Genomic DNA, 17085 nt, shown 5'->3' with positions numbered 1-17085 from the left:
AACGGAAATGCAAATATCTCATATCGTTATAACTTGCCGTGTCTGCACAGCCTACGATTACGACATATGCCACTATTTACGGGGCGCGCTAAAAATACGCTTCACCCATACATAAATATCTGTAATGTTTAACTTCACACCCTTGATATAAAAACCGCCTCTGGAGCCGGCCATGTCGACCCTTGACCTTGAACTGCTGCGCACCTTTATTGCCGTGGTCGACCACCACAGCTTCGCCGGCGCCGGCATGCACCTGTCGCGCACCCAATCGTCCGTGACCCAGCACATGCAACGCCTGGAGCAGCAAGTGGGGGTCAGTCTGTTCGAGAAGCGTGGCCGGCAAAAGCAACTGACCGAGCCGGGCTTGCAGTTGCTGCGCCATGCACGGCAGATGCTGTCGTTGAATGACGATGCGTTGAATTCGCTGCGTGAGAGCAGCCTGAGTGGTGTGCTGCGTATTGGCTCGCCCCACGATATTGCTGACACGATACTGCCGCCGATCCTCAGTCACATTGCCCGTTCGGCACCGCGTTTGCGGTTGGAGATCGATGTGGGGCGCAGTCCGTTTTTGATGGATGACTTGCATCGGGGCAAGGTGGATATGGTGATTTCCACGCGGTCCGATCCGAATCTTGAGGGGTTTGCGTTGCGCACGTCCCCGGTGTGGTGGATTTGTTCGGCCCAGTATATTCACCAGTCGAGTGAGCCGTTGCCGTTGATTCTGGTGGATGAGCCGAGCATTTATCGGCGTTATGCGCTGGAGGCGTTGGAGCGGGCGAATATTCCTTGGCGCCAGGCGTATCTGGCTTCGAATTTGATCGGGATCAAGGCGGCGACTCGGGCGGGGTTGGGGGTGACGCCGCGGAGTATGGAGATGCTGGGGCCGGATATGCGGGTGTTGGGGGAGACGGATGGATTGCCGCGGTTGCCGGAGGTGACGTATTACCTTTGGATTCGGCCGAATACGGCGAATCCGATTGCCAGGAAGGCTTATGATTTGATTCGGGGGAGTCAGGGGTTGTGAGGCTAGTTTTGAGTACATATCCGTTATTTGGGTGATGGCGACTTATGGTTCCGCCCTTACGGCGGGTCACTTTCGAAAAGCGCGAAAGTAACCAAAGCGCTCTTGCCCCAACACTCGGCACCTCGCCTAGGCTCGGTGTGCCCGTAATCCGACAGTGATTTGGGGGGCCGCCGCCACGCGCCATCCATGGCGCGGGGCGGCTAAACCGGCATCCCTGCCGGTTTACCCCCCAAATCCCTGCCGAATTCCGGCCAGCGTGTTTGACGGGGCGCCTAAGATCAAAATCAAAAGCAAGAGCACAGCGGCCTGACAGCCGGCTTGAGTGGAGTAGATCAAAAGCAGTTTTTTGTGCGCCGCAGATTGCTTTTCTGTGGGAGCTGGCTTGCCTGCGATGGCATCAACTCGGTGTACCTGATGTACTGAGGTGTCTGCATCGCAGGCAAGCCAGCTCCCACATTTGAACCGAGATCGGCTTGCAATACCGGTCGGCTCGAAGGCCGCCGCGCTTTTGCTTTTGATCTGAGGCGCCCCGTCAGTGGACGACTACGCGGTGTTCGATGTGGCCGGCCGCTACACCACCAGAGTCGGCGATTACGATACTGTGCTGCACCTGACCGTCGACAACCTGTTCCTGGGGGCACCGCGTACGGCGCGGTTATCCGCCACCGTCAATTTCTGAGGCTGAGTGTTTATGCGTAATCTGTTTTTCTCCAGTGTGTGCCTGCTCTCCACCACACTGGTGGGCTGCCAGCAACAACCGCCCGCCAACGATCAATTGGACGCGGTGCTGTGGACCCAGACCTCCATCGAGCACGAGCTGATTTATCGCCAGGTATTCGCCAGCGCCACCCGCCAGTTGGACACGGCCCTGGCCGACCCGACGTGGGACGCCTTGCCCTTGCCGCCACGCAACCTCGCCGGCCTGCCGCCAGCAGTGGTGGTGGATATCGACGAAACCGTGCTCGACAACGTGCCGCTCAACGCGCGGGACATCCGCACCAACCAGGTCTACTCCTACGACCGCTGGAACACCTGGGTCGATCAGGCCAAGGCGCAGGCGCTACCCGGCGCCGTCGAGTTTTTACAGGCGGCTGACCAGAAGGGGATCACCGTCTACTACATCACCAACCGTGAACACAGCCAGGTCCAGGCCACCGTCAACAACCTGCGCCTGCGTGGCTTCCCGGTGGAACGCAACGAACAGGTACTGGCCGCCAGCACGCCGACCGGTCACTGCGAGCAGGCCGGCTATGGCAAGAACTGCCGCCGCCAATGGGTCGCCAGCCACGCCCGTGTGCTGATGCTGGCCGGTGATTCTTTCGGGGATTTCGTGCAAGCAGAACACAACACCCTGGCGGACCAGCGCAAAGCCGCCGCGCCGTACCTGGCGTGGCTGGGCCAGCGCTGGTTCCTGCTGCCCAACCCAACCTACGGCAACTGGTACAGCGCCCCCTATGGCGACCAGGAAAAACTGCCTTTCGAACGCAAGCGCCAACTCAAGCAACAGGCGCTGCACCTGGAAAACTAATGCTTGAGAGAACCCTATGTGGCCACTGGAAATCGTCGCCGTTTTCTCAACATCGCCGGCGTCTGGCTCACCGCACCACGGGCGCGCTGGTGCTGGCCTGGCAACGTGACTTGCGCAAGCAGGAGCATATAACCAAAGCGTCGGTTTACAGCGTTTAATATCATTAAACATGAGTGCATCTATCGCGTTTAAATATAAAAAAACCCGCTTGGATGCTTTTATGAACTTACGCACTGCCGCCGCCCTGAGCGTCACCCTCCTTTTGGCCAGCCCGGCCGTTTTTGCCGGGCAGACGCTGGACCGCATCACCCAATCCAGGCAATTGGTCGGCGTGTTGATGGAAAATTACCCACCGTTTTCTTTCCTCAACGAACAAAACCAGTTGGACGGCTTTGACGTCGATGTGACCAAGGCCGTGGCCGAAAAGCTCGGGGTGAAGCTCAAGCTGGAAACGCCCTCCTGGGAAGTCATTGCCGCCGGCCGCTGGAATGGCCGGTATGACGTGTGCATCTGCTCCATGACCCCCAGCGCGGCGCGCGGTCAAGTGTTCAACTTCCCGTTCGAGTATTACGCCTCGCCTGCCGTGGTGGTGGTCAATGCCGGTGACAACGCCATCCAGTCGGCGGTCGACCTCACCGGTAAAAAAGTCGGCGTGGGCAGTGCGTCCACCTACGAGGCCTACCTGGCCAAGGACCTGGTGATCGAAGGCGCCAGCAAGCCGATCGACTATCCGTTCAAGGCGGTACAAGCCGTGCCCTATGACAACGAAACCATCGCCTTCCAGGACCTCGCGCTGGGCACCGGCAAGCGCCTGGATGCAATGGTCACCAACCTGGTGACCGCCAAGGAACGCATCGAGCAGGACCCACGCTTCAAAATCACCGGCGATGTGCTATACGCCGAACCCAATGTGGTGGCCACCGAGAAAGGTGATCCGCAATGGGATGCCAAGCTGACCCAGATCCTGGCTGAGCTGAAAAGCGACGGCACGCTGGCGAAGATTTCCCAGAAGTGGATCGGCTCAGACATTACCCAATGAGTGTTTTCCCCACCCCACCCTCCACGCTGAAACCGCCGCCGGTCAAACGCGCATGGCTGTCGTTCCGGGTTCGCCTCTGGCTGACCTGGGGCGTGATGCTGTGCCTGTTCACTGGGATGTTCCTGAGCTTCGATCTGCAGTTCGCTATCGTGGCGGCCAAATGGCAGAACCTGGTCGGGCTGCACCTGTCGCCCCAGGGCTTTTTGCAGGGTGCGGCGCTGACCCTGTTCCTGTGTTTCTGCTCGATCTGGCTGTCGGTGGCCCTGGGGTTCGCCACGGCCCTGGCGCGATTGTCGAGCAGTGCGGTGGCGTTCGGTATCGCCAGTTTTTACGCCTCGTTCTTTCGTGGCACGCCGCTGCTGATCCAGATTTTGCTGATTTACCTCGGCCTGCCCCAATTGGGCGTCGTGCCGGGTGCGATCAGCGCCGGGATTATTGCGTTGTCGCTGAACTACGGCGCTTACCTGAGCGAAATCTTCCGTGCCGGTATCCTCGGCGTGTCCCAGGGCCAGCGCAATGCAGCCGCGGCACTGGGCATGAGCCGCGCGGTGACGTTCTGGCAGATCGTACTGCCCCAGGCCATGCGCACCATTATTCCGCCGACCACCAGCCAGTTCATCTCGATGCTCAAGGACTCATCCCTGGTCTCGGTGATGGGCGTGTGGGAGGTGATGTTCCTCGCACAATCCTATGGTCGATCGTCCTACCGCTATATCGAAATGCTCACCACTGCCGCCGTTATCTATTGGCTACTGTCCATCGGTCTGGAGCTGATCCAGGCGCGACTGGAGCGGCATTACGGCAAGGCTTATCTCCACGGGCGCTAGCCCTCTCTTTGTCTGCAGGAAGCACCATGTCCGATCCTACCCCACTGTTATTCGGCCTTTATGAACAAGCCAGTGTCGGCTGCGGCGGCGCGCCCAGCCTGTGGACCCACCCCGCCGATGAAAGGCTGGGGATCAACACGCTCAAGTACTGGTCGAACCTGGCCCGCACAGCGGATGAAGCCAACCTCGACCTGATGTTTTTCGGTGACGTGCTGGGCTTTTACGACGTGTTTGGCGGCTCCGAAGCCATGGCGCTGAAATGGGCGGTGGAAGCCCCGGCCAACGATCCGCTGACGATCATTCCAGCCCTTGTGGCCCTCACTGAAAAGCTCGCTTTTGGCGTGACCGTCACCACCACCTACGAGCATCCGTTCACCCATGCCCGGCGCTTCAGCACCCTGGATCATTTGTCGGATGGGCGGATCGGCTGGAACATCGTCACCTCCTACCTGTCCAGCGCAGCACGTAATTTCGGCCTGGAGCAGATGATCAAGCACGATGACCGCTATGAACGCGCCGAAGAGTTTCTCGACGTGGTGTACAAGCTCTGGGAAGGCAGTTGGGCGGATGACGCGGTGATTGCCGACAAGCTGGCGCAAACCTACGCCGATGGCGCACGGGTACGGCCGATCCAGCATGCCGGCGAACATTACCGCGTTGCCGGGCCACACCTGACGTCGCCGTCGCCGCAACGCACGCCATTGCTGATCCAGGCCGGCTGGTCGGCACGCGGCCGGCAGTTTGCGGCCAAGCACGCGGAGTTGGTGTTTATCGCCAAGTCCAACCCGCTGGAAATCCGCCAAGGCCTGGAAGACATCTGGCGCCAGGCCCAGGCCCGTGGCCGACGGGCCGCCGATGTGAAGTCACTGACCGTGCTGCGTATCGTCACCGCGCCCACCGCCATCGAAGCTCAGCAAAAATACGACGCCCTGCAAAGCAACTATCACCTGCAGGCACAGCTGGTGAGTTACGCCGGCGACACCGGCATCGACATCAGCCGCTACGCCGACAACGAAGCGCTGTCGACCCACACCGAAGGCATGACCTCCTACGTGATGAGGCCCGATGGCAGCGGCAAACCCCTGACGGCCGGTGAAGTGCGCCAGCGCTTTGCCAATGTCACCCGTGGCAGCGACCTGATCCTGGTCGGCACCCCGGAGCAGATCGCGCAAAAGATCGAGGAGCATGCGCGTATCTCAGGTACCAGCGGCTATATGCTCAACCCGCTGATCAGCCCCGGCTCGCTGAATGACTTTGTCGAGCACGTGATCCCGGCCCTGCAAAAACGTGGCCTGTACCGCACCACCGCGCAAACCGGCACGCTGCGCTCGCGTCTGAGCGTCGATGGCAGCGATCGCTTGCCACCCTCGGCCCATGGCGCGTCGTTCCGCTTTGCTTAAAGCCTGCGTGGGATCAGGTGACCTGCGCCAACCGTCCCGGAATGTCCGCCAACAAACTGCGTGTGTAGTCAGTACCCGGTGCGCTGAAAATCTGCTCGCAATCGCCTTGCTCCACCACCCTGCCCGCGCGCATCACCACCACATGATCGGAAATCTGCCGCACCACTGCCAAATCGTGAGAGATAAACAAGTAGCTCAACCCCAAGCGTTCCTGCAACTGCGCCAGCAATTTCAAGATCTGCCCCTGGATCGACGCATCCAGCGCCGACAACGCTTCATCCAGCACCAGTAACTGCGGTTCCAACGCCAGCGCCCGGGCAATCGCCACTCGCTGCCGTTGCCCACCGGACAACTCCACCGGTCGACTGCCCAGCATCCGCGCCGGCAACTCAACCTGTTCCAGCAAGGTCGCCGCGCGCTGCCGACGCCAGGCGCGGTCGCCAAGGTCAAAGGCCTGCAGCGGCTCGTTGATGATCTGCTCCAGGCTCAACCGTGGGTTCAACGACGCATAGGGGTTCTGATAAACCACCTGGATCCGTCGTCGCAAGGCCAGCCAATCGCGACGTGAAACACGGCTGATGTCCTGCCCCTCAAACACCACACTGCCGCTGTCCAGCTGCTCCAACCCAAGAATCAACCGAGCGGTGGTGGACTTGCCCGACCCCGACTCACCCACCAGGCTGGTGGTGCCATGGCGTGGCAGGTGGAAGGACACATCCTCCACCGCCAACGGCGCCGGATGGCGCCAGGTGGAGAAGTCCTTGCGCAATCCCTGCACCGTCAACAACGGCGTTTGATCCGCTGGCACCCCACTCACTTGCCTGCGACGCTGCACCAACAGGCTCGGCGCCGCCTGCAACAGTTGCCGGGTGTAAGCGTGCTGGGGTGCCTGGAAGACCTGCCGGGCCTCACCGGTTTCGACGATACGCCCCTGGTGCATCACCAGCAGTCGGTCCGCGCGGTCCAAGGCCACGCCCAAATCGTGGGTGATCAGCAACACGGCGGTGCCGCGCTCGCGGGCCAGGCTTTGCAGGCGGTCGAGGATCTGCCGCTGCACCCCCACATCCAGCGCGCTGGTGGGTTCGTCGGCGATCACCAGCGGGGGGTCATTGGCCAAGGCGATGGCGATCAGCACGCGCTGGCGCATGCCGCCGGACAATTGATAGGGATACCCGCGCGCCACCCGCTCAGCGTCTACCAGGCCAACTTCACGCAACAGGTCCAGGCTGCGTCGGCGCGCCAGCGGTTTGGGCACGCCATGCAGGGTCAGGGCTTCCACCAGTTGCTGGCCGATGCGTTTCACCGGGTCAAGGGACAGCGCCGGATCCTGCGGCACAAACCCCACGCTACGCCCGCGAATGCTTTGCCACTGGCGTTCAGTGGCGTGTGTCAACGCCTGGCCCGCGAGAAGGATGCTGCCCGATTCGATCTGCGCATTACTCGCCAGCAAGCCCACCAGCGCCGCAGCGGTGGTGGATTTGCCGGAGCCGGACTCTCCGACAATCGCCAGGATCTCACCGGTCTTGAGTTGAAAATCGATACCCGCCACACCTTCCGTTCGCCCGTCTTGACCGTGGTAGGCGATGCGCAGGTTGCGTACGTCCAACAACATTTGCTCGCTCATCGTGTCGCTCCTTGATCCTGTTGCAACGCCCGCGCCAGTTGGTTGGCCGACACCACCACCGCCGCCACTACCAGGCCCGGCAGGCTGGTGTACCACCAGGCGGCAATCATGTAGTTGCGCCCTTCGGCCACCAACAGGCCCCATTCGGGTTGCGGCGGCGGTGCGCCAAAACCAAGAAAGCTCAAGGCCGAGACCGACAACACCGCACTGCCAAACTCTAATGCGGCCAGTGCCAACACCGGCGCGCTGGCGTGCGGCAGGATATGCCGGGCGATGAGGGTCCACGGCCCCACACCACAGGCAGAAGCGGCCTCGACAAAGGTACTGGCGCGCCAACGCAGCACCTCGCCGCGCACCAGGCGCGCAAACGTCGCCACCGACGATAAGCCCACCGCCAGGGCAATGTTCACCGTTCCAAACCCCAGTACCGTGATCACCGCCATGGCCAGCAACAGCGCAGGGATCGCCATCAGCACTTCCACGCAGCGCATCAGCACGGCATCGACCCAGCCGCCGAAAAAGCCGGCCAGCACGCCCAGCACAATGCCGCTGAACAAGGCGATCAACACCGCCAACAACGTCGCGCGCAATGACAGGCCAGCGCCATACACCGTGCGGCTATAGAGGTCGCGCCCAAGATGGTCAGTGCCAAACCAATGGGCCGTGGACGGGCTTTGCAAGGCATTGGCCGGCACACCGAGCAGCGGATCGAACTGCGTGAACAGCTGCGGCCATAAGGCCCAGCCCAACACCAGCAGCAATACGATCACGCCCAGCGGCAGCAGCGGACGCCTGCGCAATACGGTGAAATAACGCGGCCGTGGCAACACGGCAGTCAAGGCAAGGCTCATCGTGCAGCTCCGCGAATACGTGGGTCGAGCAGTGGGTACAGCAGATCCACCAGCAAGTTGACGGTGATAAAGATCAGCGCCGCCAACACCACCACACCCTGCACCACCGGGATGTCCTGGCTGCTGACCGCGCCTTGGGCCAGGCGCCCGATACCTTCGCGGGAGAACACGGTTTCGGTGACCACGGAACCGGCCAGCAGCGAGCCTACAATCACCCCGCTCAGGCTGAGGATCGGAATCACGGCGTTGTGCAGCACATGGGTCAACAGCACACGCAATGGACTCATACCCTTCGCGCGCAAGGCGTCCACAAAGGGCAAGCGCGAAGTGGCGGCCAGCGAGCGCGCCAGCACCTGGGCGATCACGGCACTGGTGGGAATGGCCAGTGTCAGCGTGGGCAGAACCAACGAAGCGAGGCCCTGATTACCCATCGCCGGAAACCAGTGCCAGCCAAAGGAAAACCACTGCAACAGCAACAAGCCCACCCAGAACGTCGGCAGCGACACCGCTACCGCTGGCAACCCGAGTAACAAGTCCCGCAACCAGCGCTGGCGCGTCAGGCTGGCGACCAGCGCCAGCCCCACGCCCAACACCAACGACACCAGCAATGACACCAGCGCTAACGCCGCCGTCTTCGGCAGCGCCTCGGCCAACGACGCCGACACCGGCTGGCCACTCTGAATCGAGTCACCAAAATCCAGTTGTACCGCGTGCCACAGCGCGATGCCGTACTGCACCACCAGCGGCTCGTCGAGGTGATACTGCGCGCGCAGTGCTGCCACTTGCTGCTGATTGACCGTGGTCTGCTCGCCGTTCTGATTGAGCATGATGCTCACGGGGTCACTGGGCAGCGCGTACAAAATCACGAACGACAGGCTGAACGCAGCCCACAGCACCAGCAGCGCCTGCCCGCCCCGGGCCAACAGGTAGAACCCCGCGCCCTTCATGGCTGCAACCAGGTGTCGAAGAATTGCAGCCGCGATGACGCTTCGTAATGCAGGCCGTGCACGTGCTTGCCATGGGCCAGGACGGTGGCCAGTTCCACCAGCGCGATCGCATGACCGTCACGCAGCAACCGCTCACTGGCCTGGTCGATCAACACCTGGCGCTTCGCGCTGTCGAGGGTTTCGGAGGACTCGCGCAACAGGCGGTCGACTTCGCTGGGTTCACGCTTGTTGATGTTGTAGCCCTGGGCGTAATACACCGTACGCAGCACGTCCGGATCGGCGCGCGTGAGGTTGAGGAAACGCACGCTGAAATTTCCACTGGCCTGGATTGCGGTGACCTGGCTGATGGTGGATTTATTCAGCTGGAAGTCGATGCCCACGCCCTTCAACTGCTGCTGCACGAGTTCCAGGATCGGCGTCTGCTGCCAGTAATCCAGGCGGAACGACAAGCGCTTGCCGTCCTTGACCCGCACCCCATCGGCGCCCACCTGCCAGCCCGCTTCATCCAACAGTTTGCGTGCACCTTCGGGGTCGTAGGCCAGCAGGCTGGAGAGATCGCGGTACAGCGGCGTGCTGCTGGCCAGTAACGCGGTGGCGGGTTTCTGGTAGCGCGAAATGATGCGCTGCAACTCGGCTCGATCAATTGCCTTGCTCAGCGCCTGGCGCACCTTGATATCGGCGAACAACGGTGTCGACTCATTCAGCGCCAAGTTGAAGACCACCCCCGGATTGGCACGGGTCAGCAGCACCAGGCCCTGGCCTTCGATGCTCGGTTCATCCTGCGGCGCCACGCTGGTGTTCACCTCGATTTGCCCGGACGCCAGGCTGCCCAGGCGCACGCCGGATTCGGGAATGATCAGGAATTCGATGCCGTCCAGCCACGCCTTGCCCTTATGGGCCGCCAGGGACGAACCCCAGGCGTAGTCTTCACGACGGGTCAGCGAGACCTTCTGGTTATGCACAAACGACTTGAGCACAAATGGCCCCGAGCCGACCAATTGGCCCTGGCAGCGCTCGCCGGAAGGCAGCGCCAGGTTCGCCGGCGACAACAGCCCCAAGGTCATGGTCGAAGTGGCTTGCAGGAATTGCGCATTGGGTTGTTCGAACTCGACGACCACGGTGTGGCTGTCCGGCGTGTCGATGCGCTTGAGCCCGGCCAGGTAGGTCGAGCCCAGGATCGACCGCGCGCCCAACGCCACAATGGCGTGCAGGTTGGCCTTGACCGCCGCCGCATCCACCGCCGCACCGTCACTGAACGTCGCGCCCTGACGCAACACAAAAGTGAAGCGCCGCGACTCTGCATCCACGTCCCAGCGTTCGGCCAGCCACGGTACGATTTCACCCGTGACCGGGTCCTGGTCGGTCAAGGAGTCCACCAACTGACGCCCCACATTCAGCGCCGTGTTGTTACCCGCCTGCTGCGGGTCGACACATTGCGGGTCGCCGTCCAACGCCACGCGCAGTGTGCCTCCGCGCTGAGGCTTGCCGGCTTCGGCCTGGGTGACCTTGTCGGATGGCCCGCCGCACGCCGCCAGCAACAGCGCCAGCATCGCGACTGAAAGCGGCTTCATGAACGCGCCCCTTGATGACGGTTGGTGATGTACGGCAAGCCGAGATTCTCGCGCAGCGTCTGGCCCTGGTATTCACGGCGGTACAAGCCCCGGCGCTGCAACTCCGGCACCACGCCGTCGGCAAAGTCGGTGATGCCTTGATGCAAACCGGAGAACATCACGTTAAAGCCATCGGCGGCACCGCGTTCGAACCACTCCTGGAAGTCATCCGCCACGCTTTGCGGCGTGCCGATGAGGATGCGATGCCCACCGGCCGTGAGCTTGTTGAACAGCTCACGCACGGTCGGGCGTTCGCGGCGGATCAGGTCGAACACCAGTTTCTGCCGGCTTTTATGGGTGTTGGTGTCGAACTGTTCGGGTGGCAACGGCACCAATGAATCGAATGGCAACTCCGACAGATCGAAACCCAGGCTGGTAAAGCGCGAAATGGAACTGAGGAAGGCTTTCGGGTCTTGCAGCTCCTGCAATTGGTCGTACTTGGCCTGGGCTTCGGCCTGGGTGCGACCAATCACGGTGGACACCCCCGGCAGCACTTTCAGGTGCTCGGGGTTACGCCCCAAAGCGGCGGCGGTTCGCTTGATCTCCTGGTAGAACGCCTGGCCCTGCTCCACCGTGTGTTGAGCGGTGAAGATCAACTCCCCGGCCCGCGCTGCCAGACGCCTGCCGGCATCGGACGAGCCGGCCTGGGCAATCACCGGATAACCCTGCACCGGGCGCGCAGCATTGAGCGGGCCTTGCACCTGGAAGTATTTGCCGTGGTGGTTGAGCACCTGCAACTTGTCGGTATCCAGCCACTGCCCGGAGGCTTTGTCCTGGATAAACGCGTCGTCGGCCCAGCTGTCCCACAGGCCGGTAACCACGTCGTAGAACTCTTCGGCACGCTCATAACGGTCGGCATGCCTGATGTGGTCGTCGCGGTTGAAATTCTCGCCGCCGCCCAGGGAAGTCACCAGGTTCCAGCCCACCCGGCCACCGCTGAGGTGGTCGATATTGGCGAACTTGCGCGCAATGTTGTACGGCTCGTTGTAAGTGGTGCTCGCGGTGGCGATCAAGCCGATACGGCGCGTCGCCAACGCCAGCGCCGGCAGCAGCACCAAGGGGTCCCAGCGCACACTGTTGGGGCCGCGCGCCAGGGCCAGCGGGTCGAGGTCGACGTTCACCGTGTCATTGAAGAACAGCGCATGAAAACGCGCGGCCTCCAGTTTCTCGGCGATCCAGCGGTAGTGCTCGAAGTCGCGGAACGAGTCGCTGGCGGCACTCGGGTGGCGCCACGCGGAACCCATGATGCCTGCACTGGGGATGAAGGCGCCGAGCAGGATTTGTCGGTCTGGTTGGCTCATGTCGCAGTCCTCATCAAAAAGTGTAGGTGGCGCGGGTGTACCAGAACGCACCGTAGGGATCGAACGGCGAGATGCTGCCAAATTTCGGAAAGCCGTTGATATCGCCTTGGGGGAAGGCGTTGTTGTCGGCCTTGACGTTGAGGATGTTGTTGGCGCCCACCGCCAGGTTCAGTGCTTTGGTGAAGTTGTAGGCCACTTCCAGGTCGGTCAGCCATTTGGCGCCGTAGGTCACGTCATACGCGGGGTTGGTGTCGCGGGCGATGACCTTGTCGTAGCGGTTGACGGAGGCGTTGATGTCGAAATCGTCGACCTTCCAGTTGGCACTGAGGATCAGCTTGGTCTTGGGGTTGGCCACGGTCAGGTAACCCTGGGCCACGCGGTCGAACAGCACCAGGCTGCTGCCCACGGCAGTGAGGGCGGCCGGCGTCGATTTGATGCTGTCGATCGTGGTTTTGTTGTAGTTGGCTGCCACACCATATTTGACGGTACCCAGGGCGCCGTAGTCGACGCGGTAGTCGGTGACCAGGTCGATGCCGCGGGTGGTGGTGTCGGCGGCGTTGGTGAAGTACTTCACCCGGTAGCCGGGACGGTAACCGTTGGCCTGCAAGATCTGGTCGACGCCGCTGCCGAACAGAAAGCCGGTCTGGGCGATGCGGTCGCTGATCTCGATCTGGTAGGCGTCCAGGGTGATGTTGGCTTCCGGCACAGGCTTGTACGCAAAGCCGATACTGATGTTGCGCGACTTCTCTGGCTTCAGGTCTTCTGCGCCAAGGGCCTGGGCAAGCGGCGAATCGACGCGCACCGACTTGGCTTCGACGAATTGCGCGACACCATTGACGGTGGTGTATTGGTTGGCGGTCTGCGCATACACCGACTGCGACAGCGACGGTGCCCGGAAGCCGTTGCTGAGCGTGCCGCGCAGGGCGAATTCCGGGGTGAAGTCATAACGCAACGAGAGCTTGCCGCTGCTGGTGTTGCCCGAGCTGTCATCGTAATGCTCGAACCGTCCCGCCACGCCCACGTAGAATTTTTCGGTCGGGTTGAGGCCTACGTCCACATAGCTGGCGTAGCTGTTGCGGCTGGCCTGGCCTTCGTCTTCCGGGGTCAGGGTGATCGCGCCCTGGGCACCTACCGCGCCAGGTTGCCCCGCCAGTGGGCCGCTCGGGTAGACGTAACCGCCATTGATGTAGGACAGAGGGTTGCCGGACTCGGTCTTGTAGCGCTCATGCCGGTGTTCAAGGCCTGCCGACACCTGCAATGGCTTGCTCAAGCCGACTTCAAAGGCGCGGGTCAGGTCGAGGTTGTTGGTCCACTGGTCGAAGTAGTTGGTGTAGGTGGTGAAGTGCGTGGGGCTTGACGGGCCGAGGGAAGCGTTGAGGGTCTCATCCGCGCCGGCCACCCCCTTGTCACGGCCGAACGTCGAACTGAGGTCCCAGTTCCACTCGGCGATTTTGCCTTTGCCCCCGGCGGCGACTTGGTAGTCGGTCTCGCGCAGGGTGTAGAACGGCGCGGTGCCGTCGGGGTAGATCGACGCAATGATGTTGGTCGAGTTGGGCCGCCGGTAGTTCTGCCCGCCCCGCGCATCACGGTTGCTGAGGGTGGAGAACGAATACAGGGTCACATCGTCCAGCGGCAATTCGGCGTTGTAGGCGACGTTGATCGCCTTGATTTTCGGCAGGCCGTTTTTCTGCACATCCTTGTCGTTGGCCTCGCGCGGATCGGCGGAGCCGTCGGGCTGGCGATAGTAGAACGCGCCGGTCGCATTCCGCGCGCGCACGGCGGTCTGCTGGGACTTGGCGTCCAGGGACAGGTTGAAAAAGCCGTCGTTGGGCAGCGCAAAACCATTGTTGAGGGTCTGGCGAATAGTGCCGCCATCACCCTTGGTGTACTCGCCGTAGGAGGTGCTGACCGAACCGCCATTGTCGTTCTGCTTGAGGATGATATTGATCACCCCGGCAATCGCATCCGAGCCGTATTGCGCCGAGGCGCCATCGCGCAGCACTTCAATATGGTCGATGGCGCTGACCGGGATCATGTCCAGGTCCACCGGGTTGGTGCCGTAGGCCGCCGTCGAGTCGAGGTTGATCACCGCGCTGTTGTGACGGCGCTTGCCATTCACCAGTACCAGCACATTGGAACCGTTGAGCCCGCGCAGGCTGTAGGGCCGCGCGATGCTGTCGTTGGACGTGCCAGAGGGACGCTGGGAAAACGATGGCAGGGTTTTCTGCAAGGCGGTGCGCAGGCTGCTGGAGCCGGTTTTTTCCAATTGCTGGGCGCTGATCACATCAATCGGCGACGGGCTGCTGGTGACGGTGCGCGCCTCACTGCCCCGGGAGCCCGTGACGATCACCGTGTCGAGCGTGTCATCAGTGGCGGCGGCATAGGCAGGCAACAGGGTGAAGCTGGCCAGCATCAGTGGGGCGAGTTGCAACGTAGAACGGTAGGCAATGGATTTCATGGCAGGTCAACTGTTCAGAATAGGGTTGAAGTCGTCACGCCATAGCGGTCGTGCATCGACGCGTTGGCGGATCAAATGGTTTTGGTAGAACAGGTCAGCCACCTGTTGCTGGGAGTGAAGGGTGTCGGCATCGGTACCCACCAGGCGGGCGGGTCGGCTGCGCTGCTGGAACTGGCGCAGGTACAGGGCGCGATCGATACCGGTCAGCGCTTCACTGCGCTCGGCCCAGCGTTCGGGATGGGCGTTGACCCAGGCCCAGGTGGCTTGCTCACGCCGCAAGAAATCGCCTACCTGGCTGCGGCGTCGAGGGTTGGCCAACACCTGTTGCGTGGTCGCAATCACGTAGTTGCCGGAGTAGTAGCGGCTGACGTCCGCCAGCAGCTCGCCATCCATTTGGCTGGTGGCCTGCAACGCGCTGATGCCGCCCGTGGCGATGGCATCCACATGACCATTGCGAAACGCGGTGAGCGCGTCCTGCATGGGCAGCGGCACCGCCGTCACGTCGGCCAGGGACAGGCCGTTCTGATGCAGCAGGTTCAACACGAAATAGTGCGTGTTGGTAGCCCGCACGTAGCTGATGGTCTTGCCTTTGAGGTCCTGGACTGTACGAATGCCACTGTCCTTTTTCACCACCAGGCGGGTGTCGTTCTGGTCGCCCTGGTAGACCGCCACCAGCGCAATCGGCACCTGGGCAATCGAGGCGAAAATCGGTGGGATCTCGCTCATGAATGCATAGTCCAAGTGACCACTGCGCAACGCTTCCAGCACCAGGTTGCCGCCGCTGACATCCACCCATTCCACCGGGTATGGCGTGTCCGCCTGACCGGCGTCGGCGAGAAACGAGGCCGCCGTGCCTTTGTAGCGCCACACACGCAGCGGTTCGACAGCCTCGGCCTGACGCCCCAGCAGGGCACCGGCCGCAAGAACGCCACTGGCCCGCAGCAATTGCCGACGAGAGAGGGAATGCATGGGCGCGCCTCAGTTGAACAGGTCGGGTTCTTCGGTGCGGATCTGATCCCACAACGGCAAGAAGTTGAGCCAGGCGAAAAACTCGTGCCGCGCCTTGTCGAGCCCCTCCTCCAAGGCATCCGGCGCAGGAATCAGCGGCGTCCCGGCCGAATGCGCCAGCAGGTGCACACGGGCGGTATCTTCGGCGAGGATAAAACGCCACGCGGCGCTTTCCACGGTCTCACCGGTGACCCACAGGCCGTGGTTCTGCCACACCAGCAGGTTGTGTTGGCCGAAGGTCTCGACAAAGGCCTGGCTGACGATGTCGCGATCCTGCTCCAGCGCCCCGCTGGCGGTGCGCAAGGCGTGGCGCGGGAAGATCACCTGGTCCCCCAGAAACGCGCCAGACTCGGCGGTGATCGGGTCGAACAGGCGGCCCAACGACGACCAGACCCGGCCATGAAAACCGTGGAAATGAGCGATGCCCACCACCTCCGGGCGCGCCTGCTGCAGGTCGTGGTGCAACTCCAGGGCGCTGGTGTTCAGCAGTCCTTGGCCCTCCACCACTTGGCCTTGGCTATCGACCCGCAGCAAGTGGGAGACCGTGATTTGCGAGAACGGCACGCCCAAAGGGTTGATCCAGTAATGCTCCGGGTGCACCGGGTCACGGGCGGTGAAGTGGCCCGCTACACCCACTTCGAAACCCAGGCGCCCGAACAGACGATAGGCCGCGGCGAGGCGTTGTTTGCGGTGCAGGCGCTCCTGCAGGGGATCGTCGTGCCTGGGCACGGCGCGCAGGGCCAGGCGGTTGTTGTCGTAGGGCAAGGTGTAGATGGTTTGCGGGAATAGCTCGGCGTGGCTCATGACGGGTGCATCCTGATCTTTTTTTAGGCGAACGAGACCGTGGCTCGGCGGGACCGGCAACGAAAACGCAAGGACGGTGTGGCGGTGGGGAAAGCGGTCAGGTCGTCATGATCAGGGGGGCCCTCGCAGGTGGGTGTGGTCAGTGCTCTCCTCCACCATGCGAGGGGTCGGGTCGAGTGTGGTGTCTCTGTACTGAAAGGTATTCGTCTAAGAAACGCCTGTAAAAGTCTTTGTAGTCATATGCTAATAATCAGGTTTTTTTAATATGATTGGCTTGTATGATGAGTGAATTGCATTTTTTAGATGAGGGGGGGGGGGGGGGGTGGATCCGTTTTTTGGGTAACGGCGGCTTATGGTTCCGCCCTTACGGCGGGTCACTTTGGAAAAGAGCCGGAATGCCGGCCCAGCCCAAAGTAACCAAAGGGTTCTTGCCCCAACACTCGGTACCTCGCCTAGGCTCGGTATGCCCGTAATCCGACAGTGATTTGGGGGGCCGCCTAAGATCAAAATCAAAAACAAAGCCAGAGCCAGAGCCAGAGCCGATTGATATCTACCTGATGTAGGAGATCAAAATTGTGGGAGCGGGGGGGGGGGGCCGACAGGGGGGGGGGTGTTGGAGGGACACGGCGGGACCCCCCCCGCGGGCGCCACGCCCCCCCCCCCC

14 protein-coding genes are annotated in these 17085 nt (G+C 62.0%); 6 read left to right on the top strand and 8 right to left on the bottom strand.

Annotated elements, in window-relative coordinates; translation table 11 throughout:
- Nucleotides 1–172 precede the first annotated feature (172 nt).
- The 6 genes from ACP7BX_RS16430 (at nucleotide 173) to ACP7BX_RS16405 (ending at nucleotide 5818) form a co-directional block, all read left to right on the top strand.
- Nucleotides 173–1024 carry a LysR substrate-binding domain-containing protein gene (locus ACP7BX_RS16430; protein WP_426131246.1) on the top strand — a complete coding sequence of 284 codons (852 nt, stop codon included), beginning with the start codon at nucleotides 173–175 and terminating at the stop codon, nucleotides 1022–1024.
- A gap of 535 nt (nucleotides 1025–1559) precedes the next feature.
- A complete protein-coding gene (locus tag ACP7BX_RS16425) occupies nucleotides 1560–1703 on the top strand; it encodes a hypothetical protein (RefSeq protein WP_370590839.1) in 144 nt (47 codons plus the stop codon).
- A 12-nt stretch (nucleotides 1704–1715) separates the two neighbouring features.
- Nucleotides 1716–2552 (top strand): 5'-nucleotidase, lipoprotein e(P4) family, encoded by an 837-nt coding sequence (locus ACP7BX_RS16420; RefSeq protein WP_038849550.1) that lies wholly within the window; start codon nucleotides 1716–1718, stop codon nucleotides 2550–2552.
- A 220-nt stretch (nucleotides 2553–2772) separates the two neighbouring features.
- Complete coding sequence (locus tag ACP7BX_RS16415; protein ID WP_426161325.1) at nucleotides 2773–3591, top strand: transporter substrate-binding domain-containing protein; 819 nt, start codon at nucleotides 2773–2775, stop codon at nucleotides 3589–3591.
- Nucleotides 3588–4418, top strand: coding sequence for an amino acid ABC transporter permease (locus ACP7BX_RS16410; protein ID WP_038849543.1), 831 nt, complete (start codon nucleotides 3588–3590; stop codon nucleotides 4416–4418). Before ACP7BX_RS16415 ends, ACP7BX_RS16410 begins: the two co-directional genes overlap by 4 nt.
- A gap of 26 nt (nucleotides 4419–4444) precedes the next feature.
- Nucleotides 4445–5818 carry an LLM class flavin-dependent oxidoreductase gene (locus tag ACP7BX_RS16405; protein ID WP_038849541.1) on the top strand — a complete coding sequence of 458 codons (1374 nt, stop codon included), beginning with the start codon at nucleotides 4445–4447 and terminating at the stop codon, nucleotides 5816–5818.
- Nucleotides 5819–5831: 13 nt separating this feature from the next.
- On the opposite strand, the gene ACP7BX_RS16400 is transcribed toward ACP7BX_RS16405, so the two are convergent.
- The 8 genes from ACP7BX_RS16400 to ACP7BX_RS16365 are packed head-to-tail and all read right to left on the bottom strand — an operon-like array spanning nucleotide 5832 to nucleotide 16421.
- Entirely contained in the window at nucleotides 5832–7442 is a 1611-nt protein-coding gene (locus tag ACP7BX_RS16400) for a dipeptide ABC transporter ATP-binding protein (RefSeq protein WP_426161326.1), read from the bottom strand.
- Complete coding sequence (locus ACP7BX_RS16395; protein WP_152514748.1) at nucleotides 7439–8293, bottom strand: ABC transporter permease; 855 nt, start codon at nucleotides 8291–8293, stop codon at nucleotides 7439–7441. Before ACP7BX_RS16395 ends, ACP7BX_RS16400 begins: the two co-directional genes overlap by 4 nt.
- On the bottom strand, nucleotides 8290–9240 hold the full coding sequence (locus ACP7BX_RS16390; RefSeq protein WP_177112723.1) for an ABC transporter permease: 951 nt from the start codon (nucleotides 9238–9240) through the stop codon (nucleotides 8290–8292). The genes ACP7BX_RS16395 and ACP7BX_RS16390 overlap by 4 nt, the downstream gene beginning before the upstream one ends.
- The gene (locus ACP7BX_RS16385) at nucleotides 9237–10811 is read right to left on the bottom strand and encodes an ABC transporter substrate-binding protein (protein WP_426160980.1); all 1575 of its coding nucleotides are present in this window, start codon (nucleotides 10809–10811) and stop codon (nucleotides 9237–9239) included. The genes ACP7BX_RS16390 and ACP7BX_RS16385 overlap by 4 nt, the downstream gene beginning before the upstream one ends.
- Nucleotides 10808–12151, bottom strand: coding sequence for an LLM class flavin-dependent oxidoreductase (locus tag ACP7BX_RS16380; protein WP_426160979.1), 1344 nt, complete (start codon nucleotides 12149–12151; stop codon nucleotides 10808–10810). The genes ACP7BX_RS16385 and ACP7BX_RS16380 overlap by 4 nt, the downstream gene beginning before the upstream one ends.
- Nucleotides 12152–12164: 13 nt before the next feature.
- A complete protein-coding gene (locus tag ACP7BX_RS16375; RefSeq protein ID WP_426160978.1) occupies nucleotides 12165–14609 on the bottom strand; it encodes a TonB-dependent receptor plug domain-containing protein in 2445 nt (814 codons plus the stop codon).
- Between the two features lie 6 nt (nucleotides 14610–14615).
- Nucleotides 14616–15578: an ABC transporter substrate-binding protein gene (locus ACP7BX_RS16370; RefSeq protein WP_426160977.1), complete on the bottom strand. Its 963-nt coding sequence runs from the start codon at nucleotides 15576–15578 to the stop codon at nucleotides 14616–14618.
- Nucleotides 15579–15587: 9 nt separating this feature from the next.
- The gene (locus ACP7BX_RS16365; protein ID WP_038849525.1) at nucleotides 15588–16421 is read right to left on the bottom strand and encodes a class II aldolase/adducin family protein; all 834 of its coding nucleotides are present in this window, start codon (nucleotides 16419–16421) and stop codon (nucleotides 15588–15590) included.
- Between the last annotated feature and the right edge of the window lie 664 nt (nucleotides 16422–17085).

This window comes from Pseudomonas sp. DWP3-1-3b3 (genome assembly GCF_049896305.1).
Taxonomy (GTDB): domain Bacteria; phylum Pseudomonadota; class Gammaproteobacteria; order Pseudomonadales; family Pseudomonadaceae; genus Aquipseudomonas; species Aquipseudomonas azotoformans_A.
This window is presented reverse-complemented; position numbering and strand designations above follow the sequence as displayed.